Consider the following 24938-nt stretch of genomic DNA (forward strand, 5'->3'; position numbering starts at 1 on the left):
CACCGGCGTCGCCACCGCTGCCTGAGCACAGCCCGGAACCGAGCTGCACCACGCCGCGACGCCATCAGACACCTACCCACCCAACAACGTGACAGCGCCGTCCTGAGCATTGCTCCCGATCAGGAAGGCCGGGCCGCATAACCAACGTCTCTACGCAACCAGGGGATTGACAACGTACCGGCGCAGGTTATGCCATGAGCAGTGCCGTGTCCCAAGTACTGTGGTCCGGGCGTTTCCCGCCACGGGCATCAACGTAGGAAAGCAACGTCAGGGCCACCCCAGCGGCACCTTGAAGCAGCCCGGGTTCGTCGACCGCAGGAGCATCCACCGCAGGAGAGAGCGGGTAGCGATAGCCGAACGGCGTGGTGGGGTCGAAGCTCCGAGCAAGGCTTGTGGCCAGTCTGTCAGCGCCTTCCCACAGTTCTGGGTACCCCGTGTCCGCTGCCATCCGTACCGCTGTCAGCAAGACGCCGGCTCGGCCGTGGCAGAACGTAGCATCTGGCATCTCAGCACGTCCGTAGGGCCGTTGGAAGACGGACCGCATCGCGTCGATGCCGACCTCTGTCAGATCGGGGTCGCCGAGCGAGCGTCCGGCCAACTGCAGTGCCCGTGCCACACCAGCAGCCCCATAGCACCAGTCCGACCGGGGGGCGATCGACGCTGCTGGGCTTCGGGACCGACCGGTCTCGTCCTCGAAAGAGACACGGCCGGGCCAGTACGTGCCTTGCTCTCCCACCCTGCGTTTCCGCATCACCCAGTCGGCCATGGTGCGCATGGCGTCGAGCATGTCAGGGACAACATGTCCGGCTTGGTGTGCCAGGGCCAGCAGGGAGAGGGGTCCGCAGATGCCGTGTGCAATGCCGAGGTTGAACTCGCCGAGCGGGTATACGGCGCGGTCTGCTTCCGGCACCAGGTCCAGTCCTGGGTCCGTCCACCAACCTGGTACCCACTCGCCGTGGACCAGTATCGGGCGTGCCATCTCAACCAGCAGGGCGAGTACGTTCCGCAAGGCGTCCGAGGACTCGGCGTGCCCCAGTGCGGCGCCGGCCATCAGGCCACGTGCGCTGCGGGCAAGGCCATTGATGAGGTCGTACTCCGCGTTCGCCAGTCCAGGTCCCTTTTCCCGAAGCCGTCGGCTGATCGTATGAAGAGACACTCGCATTGCGGACACATGCGCTGGAGCGGCGCGTTTCAGGAAGTTGGTGTAGCCACCGTGTTCTTGAGCGTGAAGAGATGCGGCGAGAAGCACATCACCGATGGTGTTCGTGGTCACGGACTGGAGGGCTGCGGAGAAATGAGCGTGCGCCGTTTTGCCCCAGTAGGAATCGTCCAAGGTGAGGCGGCTGTAGAGCATGGCGATGCCGGTGTGCCCAATGAGTAACTGTGCGGGTTGCCAATGTGGGAACCGGATGTGTGAGGGGAGCTGAGCACGTGCTTCTCGAGTGAGTCGGTCGACCTCTCCCGGTGCACGAAGCCGCTCGGCCACGGCGTGAGCGGAAGCGAGTGGGACCGTCATCGACCGTGGCGCATTCTGTCGATGCGTAGGGCGAGGGATTCGCGGGCTGTCGCATGGGCGAGGGTTTCTTTTTCCCGGTCGACCCCGAGAAGTCGGTCACAACCGTGGGCATTTCCAACCTCCAGAATGAGACCTGCCGGATCGATCAGTCACTGACTCGGAATCCACCCTGATACAACAGCCTGTTGCACTACAAGCATTACATCGGGGTGGATTTCTTTCGTTTGTTCTCCGGGTCGGTCAGTCGATGGACGTTGCCGTCAATGCCCCCGGAGGGTGGCCAGTCGCCGGCGCCACCCGGCCTTGGCGTAGCGCGACGGTTCCGGTGACGGATCAGGAAACCCGCGACTGCCTTCAGGTCGGCGGCAGACAACCGCAGGAATGGTCTTCAGTAAATCCCCGCCGAGGAGGATGATCACACAACCGCAAGTCGCCAGGCAGTACTCGACGCTTCCTTGGGAAGACTGGTGCTGAGACAGCAGAACCCACTGGGAGCTGTCCGCAACCGGTGACCAGCAGACGGGGCAGCGATCGATGCTCGTGTCATCCATGCACCCACGCTGACGCAATGACCTAAGTTACTTCAACCATTACATCGCGGGGGTGGCACGTGTCAGATGGCGGCCTGCTGCGGCAAGGACAGACGGCTGAGCCGACTGGACACGTCGCACAGCGGGCGGCGGCGCGGCTTGGATGTCCCGATCTTCGCTGTGCCGATGTACAGCCACCCCAGAAGGTCCTCCTCGTCCTGCAGCCCCAGCAACTGCCGTACTTGTGGCGACCGTAAGGAAGCTCCGGTTCGCCAGATGCTGCCAAAGCCCCGCGAGTGCATCAACAGCATCAGCGAGTGAGTCAGGGCGCTGGTCGCTGCCAACTGCTCCCATTCAGGAACTCTGTGCCCCTGAGCCGGGGTGAACACGAGCGAGGCCAGCAGCGGGGCACGCCGGGCCTTGGCCGCAGCTTGGGCGCGGCGTTCGGCAGGGGCCTCCTCGGCGAAGCAGGCTCCGAGCTCATCACGGCCGTCGCCGCGGATGAGTATCCAACGCCACGGACGGAGCAGGCCGTGGTCCGGAGCTGTGGCGGCCACCTTCAGCAGGTAGGCGAACTCCTCGTCACCGGGAGCCGGGTCGACCAGATGGTGCTCACTGCGACGGGTCAGCATCGCCGTGGTGAGGTCCATGAGACACCGTTCCTCTCTGTCGGATGGATACCAGTCCCTCACCGGCCCGCCGTGGAACGTCACGCCTTGGGCGTTCCGGCCTCCGTCTCCGTGGGGGATCCCGTCGGCGCGCGGCCGATTCTGTCTCCGGGCGAGTGGACCGACCACGCGGTGGCGACGATGACCATTGCGATGGCTGCGCCCTGACGCACAGTCATGTGCTCGCCGAGCACCACGAAACCGACGCCGGCACCGACAGCAGGGCTCATGGCCAGCAGAATGCCGAACGCCCGCTCGTCGATACGCCGCAGCGCAGTCAGGTCCAGGAAGTACGGGATCAACGAGGAGAGGAGTGCCACGAGAAGGCCGGTGAGGAGAAGATGCGGATGCCGTGCGATCACAGCTCCTTGCGTGGCGGCTGCCACCGGAGTCAGCAAGCAGGCACCGACAGCCAGTGCGACGGCCAGTCCGCTCCAGTCGTCGAAAAGACGCCCTACTCGACGGCTGAGAACGACGTAGGCCGCGCGGCACGTGGCAGCCAGAGCCCCCAGCGGCAGACCGGCGATGGGAAGAGCGGCGCCGGGAGAGACCAGTAGCAGGACACCAGCCAGGGCCATGAGGGCGCCCGCCAAGTCCTTCCAGTGCCGTGACATGGCGATGGCCACGACCAAAGGACCCAAGAGCTCGACGGTCGAGGCGACGCCGATCGGCAGATACTTGATCGTTTGGAAGTAGGCGACGTTCATGGTGGCGAAGACCACACCCAGTGCGATAGCGGTCCACCGTTGGCGGCTCGACATCGCACTGGGGCGGGGACGGACGAGCAGCCACACGATGACGGCGGAGAAGAGTAAGCGCATACCGGCCAGAGCCGTCGCTCCCACCTCGTCGTAGGCGCCCTTGGCGACCGCCGATCCGACCTGCAAGCTACTGATCTGTGCCAGCACCAGCAGCGGAGGAACCATGCGGTCGCCATGGGCCTGTCCTAATTTCAACGTAGCTCCGCGCTCCCCGTCGCCCGTTCGGTCAGGCTGCCGCAGCCCGCCGGGCCATCTCCGAGGCGACACCGCTCCGGTAATCGGACGTGAGGTTCACGAACCGGGTGAACCCCTCGGTCACGACCGCCAGGTCCTCCTCATCCTGGCAGACCGCAGCCGCGGAGATCACGGCCTGAGCCTTGTGGTCCTTCTCGGCTTCCCCGATGTGCACGTAGAAGTACTCGCAGGCCTCGTGGAAGTCGTCGTCCGTCTCGTAGGCGCTCTTGTAGTTGCGCACCCCTTCGTACAGGCGCGTGAGCATCGAGTAGGCGAGGTGTTCCTGCGCCAGCAGGGCACCCTGCACCGTGCGCTGGTCATCGGACTCGAACAGCGCACGCTGTCCGGTGCTGAACGCGTGTGTACTGGGCAGCGTCGGTGCGTTGCGTACCTCCTCGGCGGACACCGGGGCTCCCTTGAGCCGGGTCAACAGGTCGCTGAGGAAGGTTTCCAGCAGCACAGAATTCATTGTTCAGTGCCTCGCTAGAGTGCACCGAGGTGGCCAGTTTCTCCACGGACTGCTCGATGAACTGACGGGTGTGTTCCTGCATGAGAACAGACATGTGCTGTGTGGACACCTAGTTCGGTCGACTGCCTTCGGCACGTGCCGAACCGACCGCCATCACTCATCGAGCAATAGCTGGGCGGTTCGCAAACGAGCGTGCTTTACTACCGCTATGCAATTCAACCCTTACGGCGGCGAAGCAGCGCGACTCGCCGCAGATCTCGTCAACAGCACTGCCCTCTGGAAGCCATGCGAACTGGAGCAGATCCTGGCCGCGCACAGCATCGTGCAGCGCGTGCTGGACCCGCCGCAGACGATGGCGATATGGGAATGGAGCCGACGGCTCGCCGACTGCTTCGGCGCCCAACCGCTGGATGAAAGGTGCGAAAGGATCAATATCCTCCTGGCGGAGGCCGCCAGTTCGCCGCGTATCTCGCTGCACGACGGCACGCCTCACATGCACTACAGCGCTCCCGGCTCCGACCCGGCCGCCCACATCAAGGCAGTCACCGCGACAGGCCTGTCGTACGTCGCCTGCTCCGCTTCTCCGGCTCGACTTGGACGATGCGCGCGAAGCGTATGCAAACTGGCCTTCGTGGACACCTCCCGAAATGGGCGCCGCGCCTACTGCTCAGTGAGATGCGCCAACAACAACGCGGTAGCCCGTCACCGGGCAAACGGATCCGCCGACGCAAGCAAATCCGACCGCGTTCACCACGTCCGCGTCCGCAGGCTGGGTGCATAGGTGACTTGAACGCATCAGTCATGTCGCACACTCACCTAGAATACCGGGCCGCCGAAAATTGGCCATTGGCCAAAAATGGCAAACTTAAAGGCGAGCGTCGATTGGTCGAAGGTTTCGAATTTGCTTGCTGAGAATACCCTGGTGATGGTCGGGGCGGATGTGACATATCGAGCGCAGGAACAGCAGAAAGGGTCTGCGGCAACACCCCCAACGGCGCGGCCAGCGTTGCCGCAGACCCTCCGCCGCGAGCCCGCGTCGACGGCTGACTCCATCAGGCCGCCGGGTGACTTTGCGAACTGTGTGAGCCGCTCGGCCTGCCCGGCCAGCACGGCCGCCAGGCGACGGCCGCGCTGGCCGCGTCCGGGGTCTCGCGCCTGGTCGGCGTGACGCCCGGCGGCGGGGGGCGAGAACAGCTCGTGCCGCGGCCTGTCGCAGACCGGCCGCGATGGAGGTGTGGCCGGGAGCCTCGGGTTCAGTGCGGTGCGGTCTTGTCAGGTTGGCCGGCCCCGGGGACCGAGTCGCCGCGGCGGGCGAACCGGGCGACCGCCCACATGGCCACTCCGATCAGCAGCAGGATCCCGGCGATGCGGTACTGGTCGGCGGGGCGTCCGGAGGACCAGGTAGACGCAGGAGACCGCTCCCACCACGGGCAGCAGTCGGCCGGCCGGAAGTGCGGTGCCTCGACCCTGTCCCGGCGCAGTACGAGGACCGCCACGTGGACTCCCGCGAAGACCGTAAGCAGCAGCAGCGACGCCGTCCCGCCCAGCAGCGCCACGACCGGGCTGTCGGGGTTCAGCGAGACAAAGGTGATGAGGCCGAAGGCTATGGCGGTGGTGAAAAGGATCGCCGTCTGCGGGGTGCGCCGTACGACGTGCGCCTGGGCGAGGAAGGGCGGAAGCACCCCTTGCCTGCCCATCCCGTACAGCAGACGGCTGGCCATCATCATGTTGATCAGCGCGGAGTTGGCCACAGCGAACATGGAGATGAAGGGCAGCGCGTCGGAGATGGGGAAGTCAGGTGCGGCAGTCTGCACCACCGTGACCAACGGGGTCTCGCTGGAGGCGAGTTGGCCGACGGGCACCACGGCGACGGCGCAGACAGAGACCAGGACATAGATCAGGCCGGTGATGCCCAGTCCGGTGAACATCATGCGGGGGAAGTCACGCGCCGGCGCCATGTTGACCGAGTCCTCGAAGCCGACCATGGCGAAGAAGGCCAGTGACGTCGCCGTGCTCACTGCCAGGAACATGTTCTTGTCGGACGCGGTCTCGAAGGCGACGACCCGGGAGAAGTGATGCCGGAACACAAAACACACCAGGAAGGTCAGGAAGTGCTTGCCGAAGGCCTTGTGCACGTAGAGGGCGGCGCCCGCGGCTTGGGGGTACTTGTGACGGCGGCCGGATCGATTCGCTGGGGCTCGATGAGAACGGGGTGCCGGTGGTCGTGGAATTCAAGCGCGGCACCGCGGCCGACCTGTTGACTGAACTACTGGCAGAGTTTTCACAGGTCAGTGACCATGTGGCGGAGCCGTCGTTGAGTCGGCCATGGAAGCATCGCGAGACCTGGCGGCCCTGTCCGTCCCTTTGGTCGGGGAACTGGTGGCCATGGACGATCCGTGGGAGCCCTACCGGCTCGTCGACCCGGCCAGAAAACCGGTCGAGGGAGCTCGGGCCTTCCTGCGAGACCTGCAGGGAGCCGGTCGTTCGGCGGCGACGGCCCGTTCCTACGGGATGGACATGCTGCGCTGGTTCCGCTTCCTCTGGGCTGTCGAGGTGCCGTGGGACCGAGCGAGCCGGCTCGAGGCGAGGGACTTCTCCCGCTGGCTTCAGGTCGCCGGCCAGCCGAGGCGTCCGCACTGGCGACGCCCGAGCGAGGCGGGCCGGTGGGCCGCAGGTGGCAAGCCGTACGCACCGTCGGTGCGAGCGCACAGTGAGACAGTGCTGCGGAGTTTCTACGACTTCCACCGCGACATTGGCACCGGACCGGTCCTCAACCCGTTCCCGCTGGACCGAGCACGTCGCGGTCGGCGGGCCCACGCCCACCACAACCCGATGGACCCGCCCCGCAACGAACGCACCGGGCTTTACCGGCCGAGAGTGCCCAAGCGAGTGCCCCGCAGCGTTCCTGACGAGGAGTTCAACGAGATCTTCGCCCGGCTCCCGTCGCACCGGGACCGGGCCCTGGTCGCCTTCTACGTCTCCACCGGCGCGCGTGCCAGCGAACTGCTCAGCACATGGCAGGCCGGTGCCGATCCGGGGCGTCAACTGATCTCGGTGGTCCGCAAGGGCACCGGCGAGGTCCAAGAACTACCTGCCTCGACCGATGCGTTCGTCTGGCTTCGGCTTTACCAGCTGGAGATGGACGACGCGATCCCGCGTGGGCGACGCCTGCCGCTGTGGTGGACCCTGCGTTCTCCGTCGAGGCCGTTGGCCTACCACGCGGTTCATCGCATGTTCGAGCGGGCGAACGCCAAGGCGGGGAGTGCCGCGACGCTGCATGCGCTGCGGCACACCGCCGCCTACCGGATGGCTGAGGACCCGAGCCTCCCCCTCACCGATGTCCAATTCGTCCTCGGTCACGCGCAGTTGACCACGACACAGCTTTACCTCACGCCTCGCAAGGAGGTGGTGATCCGGCGGCTGCTGGCCCACCATGCTAAGCAGACACGGCAGGCAGCCGCCCGCATCGCTCCACCTCCGGCAGCCGACTACCGGCCGGAAAGTCTCGATGTGCTGTTCGGAACCGGTGCCCGATGACCATCACCTCGTCGCCGAGCGCCAGCCGCCGCACACCGGCTGCTGGACTGGAGCCTCAACTCACTCGCGCGATGGTCGCCCGGCAGCGCTTCCCCGCCCGCAGTGTTCCCAACAACTGGCCGGGCACCGAGCGCTCCCGCACCGAGACGGCCCGTTTGCTGTCCCGTCCGCCCTACACGCTGGAGAACGCCGGCAGCGAGCTGCATCACAAGCACGGCATTGTCATGGTGCTGGACTGGCTGGAAGATCAGCCCGGGCAGACTTGGCAGGAGCGGTGGAACGCCAGCGGCATCGAGCAGACCGGTGCCGCCTGGCGGCCGGTGATCAAGCAATGGCTTCACAAGCGCGGCCTGAAAGCAGCTTGGCGTATGCCGGTGGTGGGCCGGGCCCTGACGACGGTGATCAGTGCTGAGCTGCTGCGGCCTTCGGTGGACTGGCTGGCCGCCGGGGCCAGCCGCCAAGGAGTACTGGTCCGCTCCATGGCACACAGCCGGGACCCAGACGGATTTGAGCGCCTGCGAGAGCTGGGGGCTCAAGCCCAGGGCGTGCGGCCGGGCGCCGTCACTACAACGCTCTGCCGCAGTGCCCTCATCCTCGCGGCGAAGGGCGGCACGATCGCCGACATCACCGTCGGCGATGTCCTGGAACTGCTTGAGACCCAAGCCGTGGTGCTCAAGCGGGCGATGGTGGGGACCGAGGTGTTCTACCGCCTGCTGCACCAGTTCGGAGCCCTCGGAGAGGATGCCCTGCGGAATCTGCGCGAGGTCCGCTATCTGGGACAACGGACCCCGGAGGAGCTGATCGACCGCTATGGCCTGCGCTGCCGTGCTGTCCGTGACCTGCTGGTGGACTATCTCCGTGAACGTCAGCCGGCGCTGGACTACAACAGCTTGAAGTCCCTCTCCTACCACCTTGGCAAACGCTTCTGGCAGGACATCGAGCACCACCACCCCGACGCCGACAGCCTCCGCCTTCCCCCGGACGTCATCGGGCAGTGGAAGCAGAGGATCCGCACCAAGGACAAGACCGTCACCACCCCCGACGGTCGCCGCACGAGCACCAAGGTCGAGAGACTCAACCACCGGGACACGCTCACCCAGGTGCGGGCCTTCTACCTCGATCTCGCCCAGTGGACCCTGGAAGACCCCGGCCGCTGGGGCCCTTGGGTGGCACCGAGCCCGGTGAGGGCTGACGAGTTGGAGAACCGCAAAGTACAACGACGGCGCAAGGCCAGGATGGACGCCCGCACCCGCGAGCGCCTGCCGATCCTTCCCATCCTCGTCCGCTCGGTCGACCAGCGCCGCAGGGACGCCGCCGCGGTACTGGAAGCAGCCCGCCATGCCGACCCCGGCGAGGTATTCACCGCTACCGGTCAGCAACTCGTACGCGCCGTGGTTCCGCACGGAACGGCCGGCCGGATCTGGGCCGAGGACCCATACACCGGAAAACGCCGCGATCTGGGACTCGAGGACGAGCGCGCCTTCTGGACCTGGGCCGTAGTCGAGGTCCTGCGGGCCACCGGCATCCGCATCGAGGACCTGCTGGAACTCAGCCACCACAGCCTGGTCCAATACCGGCTGCCCACGACCGGTGAACTCGTCCCCCTTCTGCAGATCGTTCCGTCCAAGACGGACACCGAGCGGCTCCTGCTGGTCAGCCCCGAGCTCGCCGACGTCCTCAGCGCGATCATCTGCCGAGTCCGGAACACCACCGGCGCCGTTCCCCTGGTCCCCTCCTACGACCGCGGCGAATGCGTGTGGCAGGAGCCCGCCCCACTGCTGTTCCAACGGCGCATCTGCGGCGAGGACCGGGCGTTCACCGACGAAACCGTCCGCACCATGCTGGACCAGGCCCTCATCGACACCGGCCTGACCGACGCCACCGGCGCCCCGCTCCGCTACACACCACACGACTTCCGACGGCTGTTCATCACCGATGCCATCCTCAACGGACTGCCGCCGCACATCGCCCAGGTGATCGCCGGGCACCAGGACATCAACGTGACTCTCGGCTACAAGGCCGTATACCCCGAGGAGGCGATCCAGGCGCACATGGCTTTCCTGGCCCGCCGCCGGTCCCTCCGTCCCAGCGAGGAATATCGTGTCCCCACCGACGATGAATGGCAGGAGTTCCTTGGCCACTTCGAGCGGCGCAAGGTCTCCATCGGCGCATGCGGCCGAGCGTTCGGCACCCCCTGCATCCACGAACACGCCTGCGTCCGCTGCCCGATGCTCTGGCCCGACCCTGCTCAGCGTGACAGGCTCGTCGAGATCCGCGACAACCTCCTCGCCCGCGTCGCCGAGGCCGAACGCGAAGGATGGCTCGGCGAAGTGGAAGGACTGCAAGTGAGCCTCGCCGGAGCGGAGGAGAAACTCGCCCAACTCGACCGGCGCCAGACCAGCCGCAGCGTCGTCGACCTCGGTATCCCCACACCGGGTCTCCGCGAGGGGAGTCGGTGCAGTGCGGAACAAGTCCAGAAATTCCAGTGCTGGACACACCCCTAGATCTCTACCGTGATGGAGGCCAGTGACAAAGCGATTCGGCCGGCCATGTCCTGAACAGAGAGGCCCGCATGGAAGACATCTCGCAGTACGACGATGACCTCTGGGACGACTTCGAAGATGATTGGTTCGCACCGCCTCAGATCACTTACCAGGAGGCTGTCGAACGCCTTAAAAGCCTTGCGGGCAAACGCACCGACGTAGTCGTCGAGTGGGATGGCAAGCAGAAGTGGGATGGCCGGCGATGGCGCGACGATGCACGTGTCGTCTTTGCCGACGCCGACGGTCTGCGCATGCGACTGAGGTCGGCAGCGCAGCTTGAGCACGTCGAGCGCATAGTCAGCTCAGGAGTTCCGCTGCCTGAGCGCCATGCCATCTGGTACCCACAGAACGGAGTGATCACAGCTCGCCTTGTCGGCGACTTCGACCAGTTCCACAGCGCTTTGGTACGTAGTCTCCTCCCACGACAGAAGCGAGCCGTCGACCTGGAGGGCCCTCTGGGCGCTGACCTGGTCGGCATGCTTGCCTCGACAGGGGCGTTTCACGTGGGTGAGGAGGCAGACGGCTCAGGCCGGTCGTTGCGGCTGGTCTCCGTCCCACCTGAACTGTCCCTGCTGTACAACACGCGCCACGGAGGAGGGCTCTCACCAAGTCTGGAACTCTCGGGAGTGTCGGCCTCAGATGCAGCCGAGGCACAGAAGGTGCTGGTCGCGTACGGCACCTCGTATCTCTTCGGCCTCGCCAAGGCTCAAGGAGCGTCACTGCGCCTTTGGGACACCGGATATCGTCTCGGGAGCCGGAGGGGACCCTCTTACTCGACGAAGCTTCGATTCCCCCAGCGGCAATACGACGCGGAGCCCGCCGAGCTTTATGGTGCTGGCAATGCTGCGGGGCGTCACCCTGTCGAGCGGTGGCTGAAGTACTACCAGGTGCTCGAGTTCTACATGCCGAAGGCCGTCGACTGGGAGGTCGCCCGACAGGGGGTCGCCAAACAGGAGCAGGCGCAATCTCCGTATGCACGCCCTCAGAAGACCAGAAGCCTGGGGAGCGAGCAGAACCAACTCGATGCCGTGATCAACCTGGCGGTGACACAGGCAGACGTCGCCGGACTCCTACGTGATCGGGAACTGTTCACGACACTGAGTGACCCTATGATCATCCAGTATGTCGAGACGCTTGAGGACGACGGCTCCGGTGCCCCGCTGCCCGGCAGTGACTACCGCAATGCCATCTCTTCACGGGTGTACGGCATCCGGAACAGGATCGTGCACATGAAGGAGGGAGGCGGACCGAAGGGTGCGCCTCTCCTGGCTCTACACAGCCGGGAAGCACGAGACCTGGCCGCCGACCTCAGGCTGGTCCGCTACCTGGCCGAAAAGGCCATGGAGCACTGGGCCACAGCCCTGCCCTAGGACCGCTGAAGAAGCCGCCTCTGCAACCGCGAAGCGGACGTCACCTCACGAACCGCCCTGCCAGTTCAGAGAAGGCGTGATCAATCAGGGCCTGTATTACATGGCGTGGCTGATGGCGCACAACACAAGGACGCCTTCCGGAACCTGGTCCGCGACCGGCTCGGGGTATCGGCCGCGTCCCAGGTGCTGTGGAGCGCACCCCGGCTGATCTGTGTCGCCGGCGATTTCACCCGCTACGACGGGCACGCCGTACGCGAGCACAGGCGCAGCATCGACCTGGTCCGCTACCGGCTCTTCGGCAAGGACCTGATTGGACTTGAGACCGTGGCTTCCGTCACCGGGCGGACGCCTGCCGCGCGGCGGGTTCGCCGGAGCGCGGCCGGGCTGCCGCCCGCCCGAGGGCAGGGCGGTGCGCTGGCGGAGGCGGTGGATGAGGTGCTGCTCGGTCTCGGGGACGGCGTCAGCCGGGTGCAGCGTAAGCAGTACCGGGCGTATCAGCGCCTGCGGAACTTCGCCTGCGTTTGCCTGCCGCAGAAGACTAAGCTCCTCGTTGATCTCAAGGCCGACCCGAAGGAGGTGGACCTCGTGCCCGGCTTCACTCGGGATGTGGCGGGGCTGGGCCACCACGGCACGGGTGACCTGGAGGTGCAGTTGCGCTCCGAGCGGGACATGGAGCGGGCAGTGGACCTCTTCCGCGCGAGCTTGGCGGCGGCGTAACCGTCCATCGGGTCTGTGACGTCAGCGGGTGCGGGACTGGGCCGCTGTGGATGTGGTGGGGGTTGTGCTTCCGACGCAGGGGCAGGTAGTGGCGGTGGAACATCAATGATGCGCGGGATCGCCGGTTTGGCCAATCGGCGATCCCGCGCTATGTTGCCCCGCTTCGAAGAAGGCTGCGTTCACCTGCCCGAGCCGTCATCAGCTGGCCGCAAGCGTCAGCGGTGCTTCGGGTGCAGGGCGGCCTGCGATGCCAGTCCGCACCCTCCCTGCGCCATCCGGGGGGAGAGGACCGAAGCCGTCACCGACCGCGCCGACCGCTGCGGGTCAGCCGACGGTCCGTCGGCCAGGTCGTACTCGTCGAGTGACTCCGGGACGGAGTGTTCATCGTGCGCCTACTCGTGGATGCCCGGCTCTCGCACGGACATCGGTCCGGTTCGAAGGCAAGTCCGGGCGCGACCAGTTCGTCGGCCACCGCTTCAGCGGGGGTGCCCTCGACGGCGGTGAACATGCCCCCGGTGCCGCAGCACGGATCATGGACGGCGATGGGCTGGCCCGCCCGGTCAAGCGTCGCCGCGTCTGGGCCGAGCAGCAGTCTGGCGGCCAGCGTGGTCACGTCGCGGGGGCTCGCGTGCTCGCCCGATCGCTCCGGCGCTGCCTCGACGAGACGCCAGACCAGTTCTTCGTACGCCGACCCCATCTCCTGGTCGGAGACGGCATCAGGACTCAGATCGAGCTCGGCGAACCCGGACACCACGCCCCGCAGCACACTCGCGTTCGCCAACCTCCTTACCTCAGCGGCGAATTGAAACGCGTCCAGTACTTCCACGACCTCGGCGGAGAACACTCGCGCAAAGCGCTCCAGTGCTTCGGCGAGCAGCTTCTCGGCATCCGGTGACGCCTCGTCAACCGTCGTGAGTAATCCGCCGAGGCTGTCCCGAGTGTCCGTAGCTCCGCCTGTCTCGTCCGGTCCGGCCTGCGCCGAGTCCGAGCTTGTGGCCGCGACGCCGCCTTCCCCCTCCGTGGCCGCCACCTTCAGCCCCAGGTCCACCTCATGCCGGCGCAGGCAGTCCATCCGGCGCAGAAAGGTGAACGGAATTATCACGTTGCGGTACTGATGGGCTGGCATGCTGCTCCGCAGTAGATCCGCTACAGCCCAGCAGGCATCCACCAGTGCTCGGCTTTCGACCCCAGCCACTTGCCCTCCTCGTCCCGGCGGCCACCCACCAGCCGGGCGCCGGTCATCATTTCACCCCGTGACCAAACGTGATGATGATTGGTGCGCCAAGGGCAGAGAGCTCGGTGATATGGGCCATGGCGTCCGTCCCAGCGGCGCTGATGCGGTGGTTCGGCAGGAAGACCTGGCACTAGGCTTGCACCTACGTGCTGTCGGACGGCCGGGTGAAGCCTTGATCAGGGCAGACGTGTCGCTTCGCCAGCACGTTGATCGGTGCAACCGCCCACCATGCCGACGAACGAGAGCGAACTATGCTCGATATATCGAGCTCCATCTGGGGCCGCATCTTGGGCGCAAGATGCTGGTAAGCGTCACCCCTCGAGACATTGAGATCATGTGTATGGCGCTGATTGCAGGTGGTCTGTCGCGTAGAACCGTTTACCACACGTTGAGGGCCCCGCTTCGCGCCCTCTTCCGGTCCGCGGTTGCTGAAAAGCGAATACCTGAATCTCCTGTCACTCTTGCTGCCATTCCCAAAATGAAGACCAAGCGTCTCGATGAGAAGTCCCTCCCGGATGGGAAGGGTGTAAGGAATGTTGCCGACGAGATCCGGCCTGATTGGGCTATCTCCGTATGGCTAATGGCGGGATGCGGCTTGCGGATCGGGGAGGTCCTCGCCGTTCGATATACAGACTTCGATTCCGGAGTGCTGCGACTTCGGCGTCAGTTTGTAAGGGTGAAGCGGTCTAATGGATACAAAGCCGAATTGGCGCCCCTGAAGGCTCGCGACGAGGGAGAGTGGCGCGACGTTCCTGTTCCCTCTTTCGTGTGGTCGGCTGTCGAGCGGCATGTTTCGCAGCACGGCCTGGGCCATGAGGGCTACTTTCTGCACGCCCATCATGGAGGCGAGGTACTCGACTCGAACTACCGGACTGAATTCAAGGCTGCGGTAAAGAGGGCGGGATATGTTGACGAGCCGTGGACTGCGCACACGCTGCGTCACTTCTTTGCGAGTAGCGCCATCGCGGGCGGTGTCTCACTTCTCGAAGTGTCGCGGTGGCTTGGCCACGCAACCATTCAGATCACGGCAGACATCTACGGCCACCTGACGCCAGATGCCGGTGGCAGATTGAGGTCCGTGATGGACCAGGTACTGAGAGGCGTTAGCGTGGTCGGTGCTGAGAGCGAGAACCGTGCTGGTTCGGTGCTGAGTCCAGGGGCGAAGTAGGGGGAAACATGCAGGTCGGAGCAGGGTCTTGAGAATTCTGCACACGTCTGACTGGCATCTCGGCCGCGCCTTCCACCGGGTGAACATGCTCGGGGCGCAGGCCGAGTTCATCGGCCATCTCGTCTCCGTCGCGCGGGAGCGCGAGGTGGACGCGGTGGTCGTGTCGGGTGATGTGTACGACCGGGCGGTGCCCCCGCTGGCCGCGGTCGAGCTCTTCGACGACGCCCTCCACCGGCTCGCCGCCCTCGGGGTGCCGACGGTGATGATCTCCGGCAACCACGACTCGGCCCGCCGCCTCGGCGTCGGCGCCGGCCTCATCGACCGCGCCGGCATCCATCTGCGCACGGCCCCGTCGGCCGTCGGCACCCCCGTCGTACTCCAGGACGCCTCCGGCGACGTGGTCTTCTACGGACTGCCCTATCTCGAACCGGCGCTGGTGAAGGACGAGTTCGGGGTGGAGAAGGCGGGCCACGAGAGCGTCCTCGCCGCCGCCATGGACCGCGTCCGCGCCGACCTCGCCACCCGCGCGCGCGGCACGCGTTCCGTCGTCCTCGCCCACGCCTTCGTCACCGGCGGCGAGGCCAGCGACAGCGAGCGGGACATCACCGTCGGCGGGGTCGCCGCCGTACCCTCCGGGGTGTTCGACGGCGTCGACTATGTGGCGCTGGGCCATCTGCACGGCTGCCAGACCATCTCCGAGCGCGTGCGCTACTCGGGCTCCCCGCTGCCGTACTCCTTCTCGGAGGCCGACCACCGCAAGAGCATGTGGCTGATCGACCTGGCGGGCGCTGGCTCGCTCACCGCCGAGCGCGTCGACTGCCCGGTGCCGCGCCCGCTCGCCCGTATCCGGGGGACGCTGGAAGATCTGCTCGCCGATCCGGACCTCGCCCGTCACGAGGACGCGTGGGTCGAGGCGACCCTCACCGACGCGGTGCGCCCCGCCGACCCCATGGCCCGGCTCATGGAACGGTTCCCGCACACCCTCGCCCTCGCCTTCGATCCCCAGCGCTCACCGGGGGACCCGGACGTGACGTACGCGCGGCGCCTGGCGGGGCGCGCCGACCAGGAGATCGCGGAGGACTTCGTCCTGCATGTGCGGGGCGCGGGAGCGGACGAGCACGAACGGGCCGTCCTGCGGGACGCGTTCGACGCGGTGCGGGCCGACGAGACGGTACGCGAGGTGGCCCGGTGAGGCGCGCCCACGGCGGTACGGACGACACGGAGGGCGCCCGGTGAGGCTGCACCGGCTGGACATCACGGCCTTCGGGCCCTTCGGCGGCGCCCAGCGGGTCGACTTCGGCGAGCTGTCCGCCGCCGGGCTCTTCCTGCTGCACGGGCCGACGGGCGCCGGCAAGACCTCGGTCCTGGACGCCGTCTGCTACGCGCTGTACGGCTCGGTGCCCGGCGCCCGCCAGGGCGGCTCGCTGCGCAGCGACCACGCCGCGCCCGGCACCCGCACCGAGGTCACCCTCGAACTCACCGTCGCCGGACGCCGGTTGGAGCTGACCCGGCAGCCGCCCTGGGAGCGCCCCAAGAAGCGCGGCGCGGGCACGACGCTGGACAAGGCCCAGAGCTGGCTGCGTGAGTACGACAACTCCGCCGGCGCCTGGAAGGACCTCAGCCGCTCCCACCAGGAGATCGGCGAGGAGATCACCCAGCTGCTCGGGATGAGCCGCGAGCAGTTCTGCCAGGTCGTGCTGCTGCCCCAGGGCGACTTCGCGCGTTTCCTGCGTGCCGACGCCGAGGCCCGCGGCAAGCTGCTCGGCCGTCTTTTCGACACCCATCGCTTCGCCGAGGTCGAGAAACGCCTCGCGGACCGTCGGCGCGCCGCCGAGGCCGAAGTACGCACCGGGGACGCGGAGTTGCTGGCCGACGCCCACCGTATGCACCAGGCCGCCGGTGACGCCATGGAGCTGCCCGGCCTCACGCCTGGTGAACCGGGGCTGGCCGAGGCCATCATGGGCGCCGCCGCCGTCGCCCGCTGCACCGCGCGCGAGCTGCTCACCATCGCCCACTGCGCCCGCGCCGCCGCCGAGTCCGCGCAGTTCGCGGCCGACGGGGCGCTGGCCGGAGTACGCGAGACGGCGCGGTTGCAGCGCCGGTTCGCCGAGGCACGGGAGCGCGCCGGGCGGCTGGAGGAGCGGGCGGACGCGCACCGGGAGGACCGGGCGCGGATGGAGCGGGCCCGCAAGGCCGAGGCGGTGGCGCCCGCGCTGGAGCTGCGGGACGTCGCCGAGGCCGAGCACCGGAGCGCGGCCGACGCCGAGAGGCGCACGCGTGCGCTGCTTCCGGAGACCTTCGCCGACGCCGGGGCGGGTGGACTTGCCGTCGCCGCGCGCCGGGCCGCCGAGGAGCTGGGCGGGCTCGAAGCCGCTCGGCGCGCCGAACAGCGGCTGGTCCAGCTCGTCGCCGAGCGGGACGGCCTGGACCGTCAGGAGCGCGCCGACGAGGACGTCCTGCACGACGCCGAGAACTGGCTCGGCCAGTGGGAGGCGACCCGGGCGGAACTCCAGACCCGGATCGAGTCGGCGCAGGAGGCCGCCACCAGGGCCGAACAGCTCGCGGTGCAACGGGAACCCGCTCAGAACCGGCTCAGGGCGGCCAGTCGGCGCGACACGCTCGCCCGGGACACGGACGAGACACAGACACACGTACTCGCGGCGCGAGAGCGTGCCACGGAGGCAAGGGCCTACTGGCTCGACCTCAAGGAGCAGCGTCTCAACGGCATCGCCGCCGAGCTGGCCGCCCAGCTGAGGGACGGCGACCCCTGTGCCGTCTGCGGGGCGACCGAACACCCCGCCCCCGCACGGAAGATCGCCGGGCACGTCGACCGGGACGCGGAGGAACGGGCGCTGTCCGCCTACCAGCGCGCCGACGAAGAGCGCGCCGACGCCGAACGCCGACTGGGCCGCGTACGCGAGGAACTGGCGGCTGCCACGGCCGAGGCCCAAGACGCGCCCACCGATGAACTCGCCGAACAGGCAGGGGAGTTGGAGCGACGCTACGAAGAGGCCCGGCGGGGTGCCTCCGGGCTGCACGCCGCGCGCGAAGAGCTGCGGCGGGTCGAGCAGGAGCGCGAGCGTCGCAGCGCCGCCCAGCAGGAGGCGGCACTCAGGACGGCGGCCCGGGTGGCCCGCCGGGACGCCCTCGACCATGAACGGACCGCGTTGGAGCAGGAGTTGGCGCAGGCGAGGGGCGCCGCCGAAAGCGTCGCCGTGCGGGCCGCGGACCTGGAGCGGCAGGCCGCGCTGCTCACCGAGGCCGCCGAGACAGCCCGCGCCGCCGAGGACACCGCGCAGCGCCTCAAGGACGCCGACGCCCGCCTCGCCGACGCCGCCTACCGCGCCGGGTTCGACACGCCACGCGCGGCGGCGGACGCCATCCTCGGCGACGCGGCGCACCGTGAGCTCCAACGGCGGCTGGACGACTGGCAGTCGGAGGAGGCCGCCGTCCGGGCCGCCCTCGCCGAACCCGACACCGTGGCCGCCGCGCAGCAGCCGCCCGCCGATCTGGCGGGCGCCGAGCAGGCCGCCTCGGCCGCCGCCCGGCGACTGCGGGAGGCCGCGTCCGCGCGCGACGCCGCCGAGAACCGCTGCACCCAACTGGACCGCCTGTCCGCCCGCTCGGCCATGGCGGTACGACGGCTCGCCCCGCTGCGGGCCGCCCACGACCGGGTCGCCCGCCTCGCCACCCTCACCGCCGGCACCTCGGCCGACAACGAACGCAGGATGCGGCTGGAGTCGTACGTCCTCGCCGCCCGCCTCGAACAGGTGGCCGCCGCCGCGACGGCACGGCTGCGGCGGATGTCATCCGGGCGCTACACCCTCGTCCACTCCGACGACCGGGCCGGGCGGGGGCGCAGCGGCCTCGGCCTGCACGTCGTCGACGCCTGGACCGGCCGCGAGCGGGACACGGCGACCCTGTCGGGCGGCGAAACGTTCTTCGCCTCCCTCGCCCTCGCCCTCGGCCTCGCGGACGTGGTCACCGACGAGGCCGGCGGGGTCCGCCTCGACACCCTCTTCATCGACGAGGGGTTCGGCAGCCTCGACGACCAGACGCTCGACGAGGTCCTCGACGTCCTCGACTCGCTGCGCGAACGTGACCGGAGCGTGGGCATCGTCAGCCATGTGCCGGACCTGCGGCGGCGGATCCACGCCCAACTCGAGGTGGTGAAGGGGAGATCGGGGTCGGTGGTGCGGCAGCGGGGCGGTGAGTGAGTCCGTCGCCTTGACCGGCCGGTGGTGCTCAGGCGGTCACTGGCCGACCGGGCGGCGGGGGAGCGGCGAGGAGTAGACGACGCTCGTGGTCACCGAGCCCAGCGCGCCGATCTTTCCCGACACCTCCTCCAGGTGCCGCATCGAACGGGCGACGACCTTGATGACGAAGCAGTCGTCGCCCGTCACATGATGCGTCTCCAGGATCTCGGGCGTCACGGCGACCAGGTCGTGGAACGGCTTGTAGTTGCCGTTCGGGTACCTGAGCCGCACGAAGGCGAGGATCGGCAGGCCGAGCCGCTCCGGGTCGACGACCGCCGCGTACCCCTGGATGACACCGGCCTCCTCCAGCCGCCGCACCCGCTCGGTGACCGCGCTCGGGGACATGGCGACGGCGCGTGCCAGCTCGGCGAAGCTGGCGCGGCCGTCGCGCTGGAGGACATCGAGGATGCGCCAGTCGGTGGCGTCCGGGGAAAACGTGCTCATAGCCGATGGATAGCAGGGGAATCCCCGGCTGATCAAGGCAAAGGGCGTGGATCACACCTTCAGATGAGGTAATCGTCGGCCGTAGATTTCTGGCCACGGAGTTCCCGCCCGGGCTCCCGCGATCGAAAGGCCCACAGCTCATGAGCGTCAGCACGAGCGCCGTCAACCCCGTCCTGCGCGTCGCCCCGGCCTCCCCGGCCGAGGCCGCCGCCTACTTCGGCGCGAGCCTCGCCTTCCACGCCGACGTCTCCGACGTGGCCGCCGCGCTCGCCGCCGACAGCGACCCCGGTTTCGTAGTCATCGACACCCGGTCCACCGAGTCCTGGGACCAGGGCCACCTCCCGGGCGCCCTCCATCTGCCCACGGCCCTGATCCCCGAGCAGGCCGGCCGACTGCTGGAGAAGTCGGTACCGGTGGTGACGTACTGCTGGGGCCCTGGCTGTAACGGGGCGGCCCGTGCCGCCCTCGCGCTCGCCCAACTCGGGTACCAGGTCAAGGAGATGCTCGGAGGCTTCGAGTACTGGGCGCGCGAAGGCTTCGAGTTCGAGACCTGGGAGGGCCGCGAGCGCCGCGCCACCGACGCGCTGACGGCACCGGTGAACGCGGCGGACTGCGGCTGCTGAAGCGGAGCAGACTTCAGCCCCGCATGGCTTCAACCTCCGCACGACTTCAACCTCCGCACGATTTCAGCCCCGCACGTCTTCAGTCCCGTACGACTTCGGGCAGCGGGCGCAGGAAGGCACGGTCCGCCGGGCCGAACTCCCCTTCCGGGCGGGCCGCGCGCACCACGACATCGAGGGCGGCATCCGGATCGCAGGCGTAATGCCCGCTGGCCCAGGCGGCGTTGGCCTCGACGACGGCCCACTGCGAGCACTCCGACAGCAGCCCGACGTCCACGACGACGGCACTCGGCAGGTCGAGGGACGCCAGGCGCTCCGCGAAAGCCAGCACGTCCGCGCGTCGGGGGTCCTCGTCGAGCGGGGCGACATCCAGCTCGCCGTGCGTCAAGTACCGGCTCCCGGTGCGCACTTCACCGTCGAGCAGGAACAGCCGGCACTCCACGGCGAACGTCACGATGTCGCTCACCAGCACCGGCGTGCGGTCGTCGACCGCGTCGGAGCCCGGCAGCCGGCTTCCGTCCGGATAGACGCGCGCGGGAAAGCTCTTGTCGTTGGGCGGCTTCACGAAAGCCGGCCGCCGCAGCTGCCGGGCCTCGCCGACGGTGCTGAACTCGATCTCCCTGCACGTGAGTTCGTACGGCAGCCGGGCCAGCCAGTCCGGCGCCGCCTCCAGCAGCTCTAGGGTCTGTCGTCAGATTCCCGTCGTCCGCCCGGAGGGCGGGCCTGGAGGCGGCGTGGGGGCACCGCCCGCTCGAGCGCAGCCGAGAGTGGGGGAGCGTGCTCTCGGCGTGCCGGGCGCAGACCCTCGTACTGGTTGTACGTGGGTCTGTGTCCGGTGCGGTGAGAGTGCGTGCATGGCGTCGCCAGGCAGACGGGAATCTGACGACAGACCCTAGCCCCAGCTCGGCGGCCACCGCGTCCGCGAACAGCGGCCCGGCGTACAGCGTGGCACCCTCGGCCGCTCGCCACTCCTCGGGCACGCGCCACTCACGCAGGACCTCGACACCCATGGCACGTCGGCGGGCCGCGTCGGCCAGTGCGTGTCCGGTCGCGGTGACACGGGGGGAGAGGAACAGAGTTCGGGCGTTCATGGGAACCGAGGGTGGCCCATGGGAGCGGTGGAGGGACAGCGAATTTACTCGCGCGTACAGCGTGTAGGTTGCTGCGCATGGCAGTTGAGTGGGTGGAGTCGGGCGGCGGGCCGCTCATCGCGGTACCGGAAGCGGTGCTGCCCTTCTGGGCGGGAGCGGACGGCGACGAGCTGTCCACGGACTACGACCGGGCCTGCGAGGTGGACGGCCTCATCGGCTTCGTACCCGTCGGCGACACCACGGCCCTCGTCCTCGGCGACGAACCCGCCACGACCGCGTTCCTGCCGGAGCACGACACCTTCGTACGGTGGTGCGCCGCCGACTCCGAGGACGAACTGATGGCCCGCGTCCCGGCAGCGCTCGCCGCCGCGGAGTGGGGACCGGACAGGACCTGGGAGACACCGGGGGACGTACTCCTCTTCGACTCGGCCTGGCCCGGCAAGGAGACGGACCGGACCGATCACCTCCGGGTGGAGCTGGCGCCGGGACGGTACGCGGTGCGGGCGGCGTACGTGGAGCCGGGACCGGAGACGTGGGTGGGGCTCGTACAGCTGCGGCGGCTGACGGACTGAGGCGAGGACGGGGCGGGGTGCCGGGGCGGGGAGCGGGGCGCACCCCGATTTGCCCCCCCCCCGGCTGCCTACCCCAACTCCCCGCCCCAACCTCCGTACTCTGCCCCCGAGTTGACACCGTCACTCAGCTCACAGCTGGGACAGCTCGTCCACCAGGTCGTCCAGTCCCAGTGACCCCTGCGAGAGCGCGGCCATGTGCCAGGCCTTGGCGTCGAAGGCGTCGCCGTGGCGCCGCTGGGCGTTCTCCCGGCCCAGCAGCCACGCGCGTTCGCCCAGCTTGTAGCCGATCGCCTGGCCGGGGATGGTCAGATAGCGCGTCAGCTCGCTCTCCACGAAGTCCGCGGGGCGGCTGCTGTGGGCGCCGAAGAACTCCTGGGCCAGTTCCGGGGTCCAGCGTTCGCCCGGGTGGAAGGGGGAGTCCGCCGGGATCTCCAGCTCCACGTGCATGCCGATGTCGACGATGACCCGGGCCGCCCGCATCATCTGCGCGTCGAGGTAGCCGAGGCGCTGTTCGGCGTCGGTGAGGAAGCCCAGCTCGTCCATCAGACGCTCCGCGTACAGCGCCCAGCCCTCGCAGTTGGCGCTGACGCCGCCGACGGTGGCCTGGTAGCGGGAGAGGTTCTCGGCGACGTGCACCCACTGCGCGAGCTGGAGGTGGTGGCCTGGGACGCCCTCGTGGTACCAGGTCGAGACCAGGTCGTACACGGGGAAACGGGTCTGGCCCATCGTCGGCAGCCAGGTGGTGCCGGGGCGGGAGAAGTCCTCCGAGGGGGCCATGTAGTACGGCGCCGCCGCGCTGCCGGGCGGTGCGATACGGGACTCCACCTTCTTCACCCGCTCGGCGAGTTCGAAGTGGGTGCCGTCCAGCGCCTCGATCGCCTGGTCCATCAGGCCCTGGAGCCACTCGCGGACCTCGTCGACGCCCTCGATGTGCGTGCCGTGCTCGTCGAGATGGGCCAGCGCCACCCACGGTGTCGCGGCGCCGGGCAGGACGTTCTCGGCCTCCCGCTTCATCTCGCCGAGGAGCCGGTGGTACTCGGCCCAGCCGTACGCGTACGCCTCGTCCAGGTCCAGATCCGTGCCGTTCCAGTAGCGGGACCAGCGCGCGTACCGCTCGCGCCCCACCGTGTTCGGCGCGCCCTCGAGGGCCGGCGCGTACACGTCCCGCATCCAGTCGCGCAGTTCGACGACGGCCTCGTCCGCGGCCCCGGCCGCCTTGTCCAGCTCGGTGCGCAGCTCCGCGGGGCCGGCCGACGCGAAGTCCGCGAACCAGCCGACGCCCTTGCCGTCCAGGTCGGACCACTCGCCGAGCTGCCCGACGAACGTGGCGGTGGGACGTGGACCCGCGTAGAGCTCGCGTTCCAGGCCCAGGGTCAGGCTCTCCCGGTAGCCCCGCAGCGCGGCCGGTACCGCACGCAGCCGTTCCGCGATCGCCTGCCAGTCCTCGTCCGTCTCCGTCGGCGTCACGGTGAACACCTCGCGCACCGAGTGCGCGGCGGTGTGCATGTTGCCGACGGCGCGCAGGCCCTCGCCGGCCTCGTGGACGGCGAGTTCGGCGGTGAGCCGCTCACGCAGCAGCCGCCCGCAGCGCCGCTCGATGTCACTGTCCGCGCCGGTCCGCCGCTCCGCCTCGTCCAGCCGGGCCAGCGTCTTCCGCGCCAGCTCTGCCAGGGCCTCCTGGCCTGCGGGCGAGGTGTCCGGGAGTCGGCTCGAACTCTCCTTCACGCCGAGGTAGGTACCGGTGACAGGGTCGAGGGCGATGAGGTCGTCGACATAGGCGTCGGCGACCTCACGGGGCAGCAGGTTCTTGGTGTCTGACATGCCCTCATCCTCGTATGCGACGACGTCCGACGTCACGTCGATTCGCGCCGGAACGCGCGACCGGCCCGGCGGAAACCGCCCGGGCCGGTCGTTATTGCGTTCAGTTGAGGGATCAGTCCCGCCCGCTGTGGTCGTACGACCTCGGAGAGGCGACCGGGGTCGGGTCCAGGCGGGCCGTGATGACGAGGGTGCCCTCCTCGATCTGGTAGTCGAGGGGCAGGCCGAGGCCGCGCATCGCGGCGACCATGCCGGTGTTCGAGGACTGCGTGACGGCGTACACGTGCTCGCAGTTCGCCTCGCGTGCCATCGACACCAGGCGTCGCAGGAGTTCCCCGCCGATGCCGCGCCGCTGCCACTCGTCCTCGACGAGCAGGGCGATCTCGGTCTCCTCGCCGTCCCAGAGGAGGTGGCCGAGGCCGACCACCTGCCCCGACGCGGTCTGGACGGCGAGCGTACGGCCGTAGCGCGGGCTGAGCAGGTGGTCCAGGTAGCGGTTGGCGTCGCCCATCGGGCCGTGGTAGCGGAGCGAGAGGGTGCGGGGTGAGCAGCGCTCGTGCATCGCCTTCGCCGCGTCCAGGTCACGCGCGTCGGCACGTCGTACGGTGATCGCGTTGCCCCGCGGCAGCGTCAGCACGTCCTGGCCGTGCGGGACGCGGGGGCCGAGCCGCGCGTCGAGCTCCACCAGCGCCCGCGCCCGGGCGAACTCGGTCGGGGTGAACGGCAGATACGGCCGCTCCACGATGATCACGCCGCCTTCCGGTGCGCGCAGCCGCATCACCGTGTCCGTCTCTTCGAGGGCGCCGTCGGCAGGTATGCCCTCCAGCGCCGCCGAGTCACCGCCGGGCAGCGACCGGATCGCGCACCGGCCGAGCAACTGGCGCAGTGCGAGCGGCAGTTCGGCCGCGTCCAGGGCCGTACGGGTGGCCAGGCCCAGGACCCGGGTCGGCGCGTCGACGAGATCGTGGGCGTCGGCCCGCTCGATCCACGTGCCCTGGCCGCCCGCGCGGGACACCGCCCCGGAGATCTCGGCGGCGGAGAGGTCGCCGGGGGCGCGCAGCAGGAACTCGTCGACCGTGCCCCGGGCCAGCGGATGCGTCTGGAGGCTGAGGATGTCGATACGCCGCTCGGCGAGGGCGATGCACAGCGAGGCGAGCGATCCCGGCTGGTCCTTCACCGTCGTCCGCATCCGCCACAGGACGCTCGCGGCGGCACCGCCGTCCCTGCCGGTGGGTTCCGGCGGTGCGTGACCGTGGCGGCCTGCCCACCATGTGCGCAGCAGGGCGGCGAGCTCGATGATGTCCCGCCGCCAGCCGCGTACCGTACGCCCGTCCGGCACAGTGGATTCCGCAGTGGTCTTTCGATTCATGCAGCCACCATGCGCCAACGG

At 68.6% G+C, this 24938-nt stretch carries 20 protein-coding genes; 10 read left to right on the forward strand and 10 right to left on the reverse strand.

Going from position 1 to position 24938, the window contains the following annotated elements:
• Nucleotides 1–187 precede the first annotated feature (187 nt).
• From ADL01_RS35345 to ADL01_RS35360, 4 genes are all read right to left on the reverse strand, one after another.
• The gene (locus ADL01_RS35345) at nt 188–1516 is read right to left on the reverse strand and encodes a lanthionine synthetase C family protein (RefSeq protein WP_078960953.1); all 1329 of its coding nucleotides are present in this window, start codon (nt 1514–1516) and stop codon (nt 188–190) included.
• Nucleotides 1517–2129: 613 nt separating this feature from the next.
• Complete coding sequence (locus tag ADL01_RS35350) at nt 2130–2696, reverse strand: nitroreductase family protein (protein WP_053746153.1); 567 nt, start codon at nt 2694–2696, stop codon at nt 2130–2132.
• A gap of 59 nt (nt 2697–2755) precedes the next feature.
• Nucleotides 2756–3640: an EamA family transporter gene (locus ADL01_RS35355; RefSeq protein ID WP_053746154.1), complete on the reverse strand. Its 885-nt coding sequence runs from the start codon at nt 3638–3640 to the stop codon at nt 2756–2758.
• Nucleotides 3641–3701: 61 nt separating this feature from the next.
• A complete protein-coding gene (locus ADL01_RS35360; RefSeq protein ID WP_053746155.1) occupies nt 3702–4169 on the reverse strand; it encodes a hypothetical protein in 468 nt (155 codons plus the stop codon).
• 217 nt (nt 4170–4386) lie between these two features.
• Between ADL01_RS35360 and ADL01_RS43050 the strand changes: the two genes are divergently transcribed.
• Complete coding sequence (locus tag ADL01_RS43050; protein WP_078960955.1) at nt 4387–4959, forward strand: CGNR zinc finger domain-containing protein; 573 nt, start codon at nt 4387–4389, stop codon at nt 4957–4959.
• Between the two features lie 472 nt (nt 4960–5431).
• Here the strand turns inward: ADL01_RS43050 and ADL01_RS35365 are convergent, their stop codons facing one another.
• The gene (locus ADL01_RS35365) at nt 5432–6313 is read right to left on the reverse strand and encodes an APC family permease (RefSeq protein ID WP_053746156.1); all 882 of its coding nucleotides are present in this window, start codon (nt 6311–6313) and stop codon (nt 5432–5434) included.
• Between the two features lie 190 nt (nt 6314–6503).
• Between ADL01_RS35365 and ADL01_RS35370 the strand changes: the two genes are divergently transcribed.
• The 4 genes from ADL01_RS35370 to ADL01_RS35390 all read left to right on the forward strand — a co-directional run bounded on the left by ADL01_RS35370 (nt 6504) and on the right by ADL01_RS35390 (nt 12345).
• A complete protein-coding gene (locus ADL01_RS35370; RefSeq protein WP_053746157.1) occupies nt 6504–7715 on the forward strand; it encodes a tyrosine-type recombinase/integrase in 1212 nt (403 codons plus the stop codon).
• The gene (locus tag ADL01_RS35375; RefSeq protein WP_053746158.1) at nt 7712–10219 is read left to right on the forward strand and encodes a site-specific integrase; all 2508 of its coding nucleotides are present in this window, start codon (nt 7712–7714) and stop codon (nt 10217–10219) included. The genes ADL01_RS35370 and ADL01_RS35375 overlap by 4 nt, the downstream gene beginning before the upstream one ends.
• A gap of 68 nt (nt 10220–10287) precedes the next feature.
• On the forward strand, nt 10288–11628 hold the full coding sequence (locus ADL01_RS45005) for a hypothetical protein (protein WP_159049719.1): 1341 nt from the start codon (nt 10288–10290) through the stop codon (nt 11626–11628).
• Nucleotides 11629–11733: 105 nt separating this feature from the next.
• Nucleotides 11734–12345 (forward strand): DUF5655 domain-containing protein, encoded by a 612-nt coding sequence (locus ADL01_RS35390; protein WP_420719773.1) that lies wholly within the window; start codon nt 11734–11736, stop codon nt 12343–12345.
• Between the two features lie 298 nt (nt 12346–12643).
• Here ADL01_RS35390 and ADL01_RS35395 read toward each other — a convergent pair whose 3' ends face one another.
• Nucleotides 12644–13540, reverse strand: a complete 897-nt coding sequence (locus ADL01_RS35395; RefSeq protein WP_078960956.1) for a type I restriction-modification system subunit M N-terminal domain-containing protein — start codon at nt 13538–13540, stop codon at nt 12644–12646.
• Nucleotides 13541–14057: 517 nt separating this feature from the next.
• Between ADL01_RS35395 and ADL01_RS45010 the strand changes: the two genes are divergently transcribed.
• Genes ADL01_RS45010 through ADL01_RS35405 form a run of 3 tightly spaced genes read left to right on the forward strand, consistent with a single transcriptional unit; the run spans nt 14058 to nt 18964 of the window.
• Nucleotides 14058–14747 (forward strand): tyrosine-type recombinase/integrase, encoded by a 690-nt coding sequence (locus tag ADL01_RS45010; protein WP_159049720.1) that lies wholly within the window; start codon nt 14058–14060, stop codon nt 14745–14747.
• Nucleotides 14748–14775: 28 nt separating this feature from the next.
• Nucleotides 14776–15939: an exonuclease SbcCD subunit D gene (locus ADL01_RS35400; RefSeq protein ID WP_053746162.1), complete on the forward strand. Its 1164-nt coding sequence runs from the start codon at nt 14776–14778 to the stop codon at nt 15937–15939.
• Between the two features lie 40 nt (nt 15940–15979).
• The gene (locus ADL01_RS35405; RefSeq protein WP_053746163.1) at nt 15980–18964 is read left to right on the forward strand and encodes an AAA family ATPase; all 2985 of its coding nucleotides are present in this window, start codon (nt 15980–15982) and stop codon (nt 18962–18964) included.
• 36 nt (nt 18965–19000) lie between these two features.
• On the opposite strand, the gene ADL01_RS35410 is transcribed toward ADL01_RS35405, so the two are convergent.
• On the reverse strand, nt 19001–19447 hold the full coding sequence (locus tag ADL01_RS35410) for an Lrp/AsnC family transcriptional regulator (protein ID WP_053746164.1): 447 nt from the start codon (nt 19445–19447) through the stop codon (nt 19001–19003).
• Nucleotides 19448–19587: 140 nt separating this feature from the next.
• Here ADL01_RS35410 and ADL01_RS35415 point away from each other — a divergent pair, with 140 nt between their 5' ends.
• Nucleotides 19588–20070, forward strand: a complete 483-nt coding sequence (locus ADL01_RS35415) for a rhodanese-like domain-containing protein (RefSeq protein ID WP_053746165.1) — start codon at nt 19588–19590, stop codon at nt 20068–20070.
• Nucleotides 20071–20149: 79 nt separating this feature from the next.
• On the opposite strand, the gene ADL01_RS35420 is transcribed toward ADL01_RS35415, so the two are convergent.
• Nucleotides 20150–20743 carry an ATP-grasp domain-containing protein gene (locus ADL01_RS35420; protein ID WP_053746166.1) on the reverse strand — a complete coding sequence of 198 codons (594 nt, stop codon included), beginning with the start codon at nt 20741–20743 and terminating at the stop codon, nt 20150–20152.
• Between the two features lie 492 nt (nt 20744–21235).
• Here ADL01_RS35420 and ADL01_RS35425 point away from each other — a divergent pair, with 492 nt between their 5' ends.
• Nucleotides 21236–21730 carry an immunity 21 family protein gene (locus ADL01_RS35425; RefSeq protein ID WP_053746167.1) on the forward strand — a complete coding sequence of 165 codons (495 nt, stop codon included), beginning with the start codon at nt 21236–21238 and terminating at the stop codon, nt 21728–21730.
• A 129-nt stretch (nt 21731–21859) separates the two neighbouring features.
• Here ADL01_RS35425 and ADL01_RS35430 read toward each other — a convergent pair whose 3' ends face one another.
• Nucleotides 21860–23551 (reverse strand): DUF885 domain-containing protein, encoded by a 1692-nt coding sequence (locus ADL01_RS35430; RefSeq protein WP_053746183.1) that lies wholly within the window; start codon nt 23549–23551, stop codon nt 21860–21862.
• 112 nt (nt 23552–23663) lie between these two features.
• Nucleotides 23664–24917: a GNAT family N-acetyltransferase gene (locus ADL01_RS35435; RefSeq protein ID WP_053746168.1), complete on the reverse strand. Its 1254-nt coding sequence runs from the start codon at nt 24915–24917 to the stop codon at nt 23664–23666.
• Between the last annotated feature and the right edge of the window lie 21 nt (nt 24918–24938).

The organism is Streptomyces sp. NRRL WC-3618 (assembly GCF_001280005.1).
Classification (GTDB): Bacteria; Actinomycetota; Actinomycetes; order Streptomycetales; family Streptomycetaceae; genus Streptomyces.

Bases quoted from the DNA above. Each gene is read 5' to 3' on its own strand.
- ADL01_RS35345 (WP_078960953.1), bottom strand. From the start codon at position 1,516: ATGACGGTCCCACTCGCTTCCGCTCACGCCGTGGCCGAGCGGCTTCGT.
- ADL01_RS35350 (WP_053746153.1), bottom strand. From the start codon at position 2,696: ATGGACCTCACCACGGCGATGCTGACCCGTCGCAGTGAGCACCATCTG.
- ADL01_RS35355 (WP_053746154.1), bottom strand. From the start codon at position 3,640: ATGGTTCCTCCGCTGCTGGTGCTGGCACAGATCAGTAGCTTGCAGGTC.
- ADL01_RS43050 (WP_078960955.1), top strand. From the start codon at position 4,387: ATGCAATTCAACCCTTACGGCGGCGAAGCAGCGCGACTCGCCGCAGAT.
- ADL01_RS35370 (WP_053746157.1), top strand. From the start codon at position 6,504: ATGGAAGCATCGCGAGACCTGGCGGCCCTGTCCGTCCCTTTGGTCGGG.
- ADL01_RS35375 (WP_053746158.1), top strand. From the start codon at position 7,712: ATGACCATCACCTCGTCGCCGAGCGCCAGCCGCCGCACACCGGCTGCT.
- ADL01_RS45005 (WP_159049719.1), top strand. From the start codon at position 10,288: ATGGAAGACATCTCGCAGTACGACGATGACCTCTGGGACGACTTCGAA.
- ADL01_RS45010 (WP_159049720.1), top strand. From the start codon at position 14,058: ATGAAGACCAAGCGTCTCGATGAGAAGTCCCTCCCGGATGGGAAGGGT.
- ADL01_RS35410 (WP_053746164.1), bottom strand. From the start codon at position 19,447: ATGAGCACGTTTTCCCCGGACGCCACCGACTGGCGCATCCTCGATGTC.
- ADL01_RS35415 (WP_053746165.1), top strand. From the start codon at position 19,588: ATGAGCGTCAGCACGAGCGCCGTCAACCCCGTCCTGCGCGTCGCCCCG.
- ADL01_RS35425 (WP_053746167.1), top strand. From the start codon at position 21,236: ATGGCAGTTGAGTGGGTGGAGTCGGGCGGCGGGCCGCTCATCGCGGTA.
- ADL01_RS35430 (WP_053746183.1), bottom strand. From the start codon at position 23,551: ATGTCAGACACCAAGAACCTGCTGCCCCGTGAGGTCGCCGACGCCTAT.
- ADL01_RS35435 (WP_053746168.1), bottom strand. From the start codon at position 24,917: ATGAATCGAAAGACCACTGCGGAATCCACTGTGCCGGACGGGCGTACG.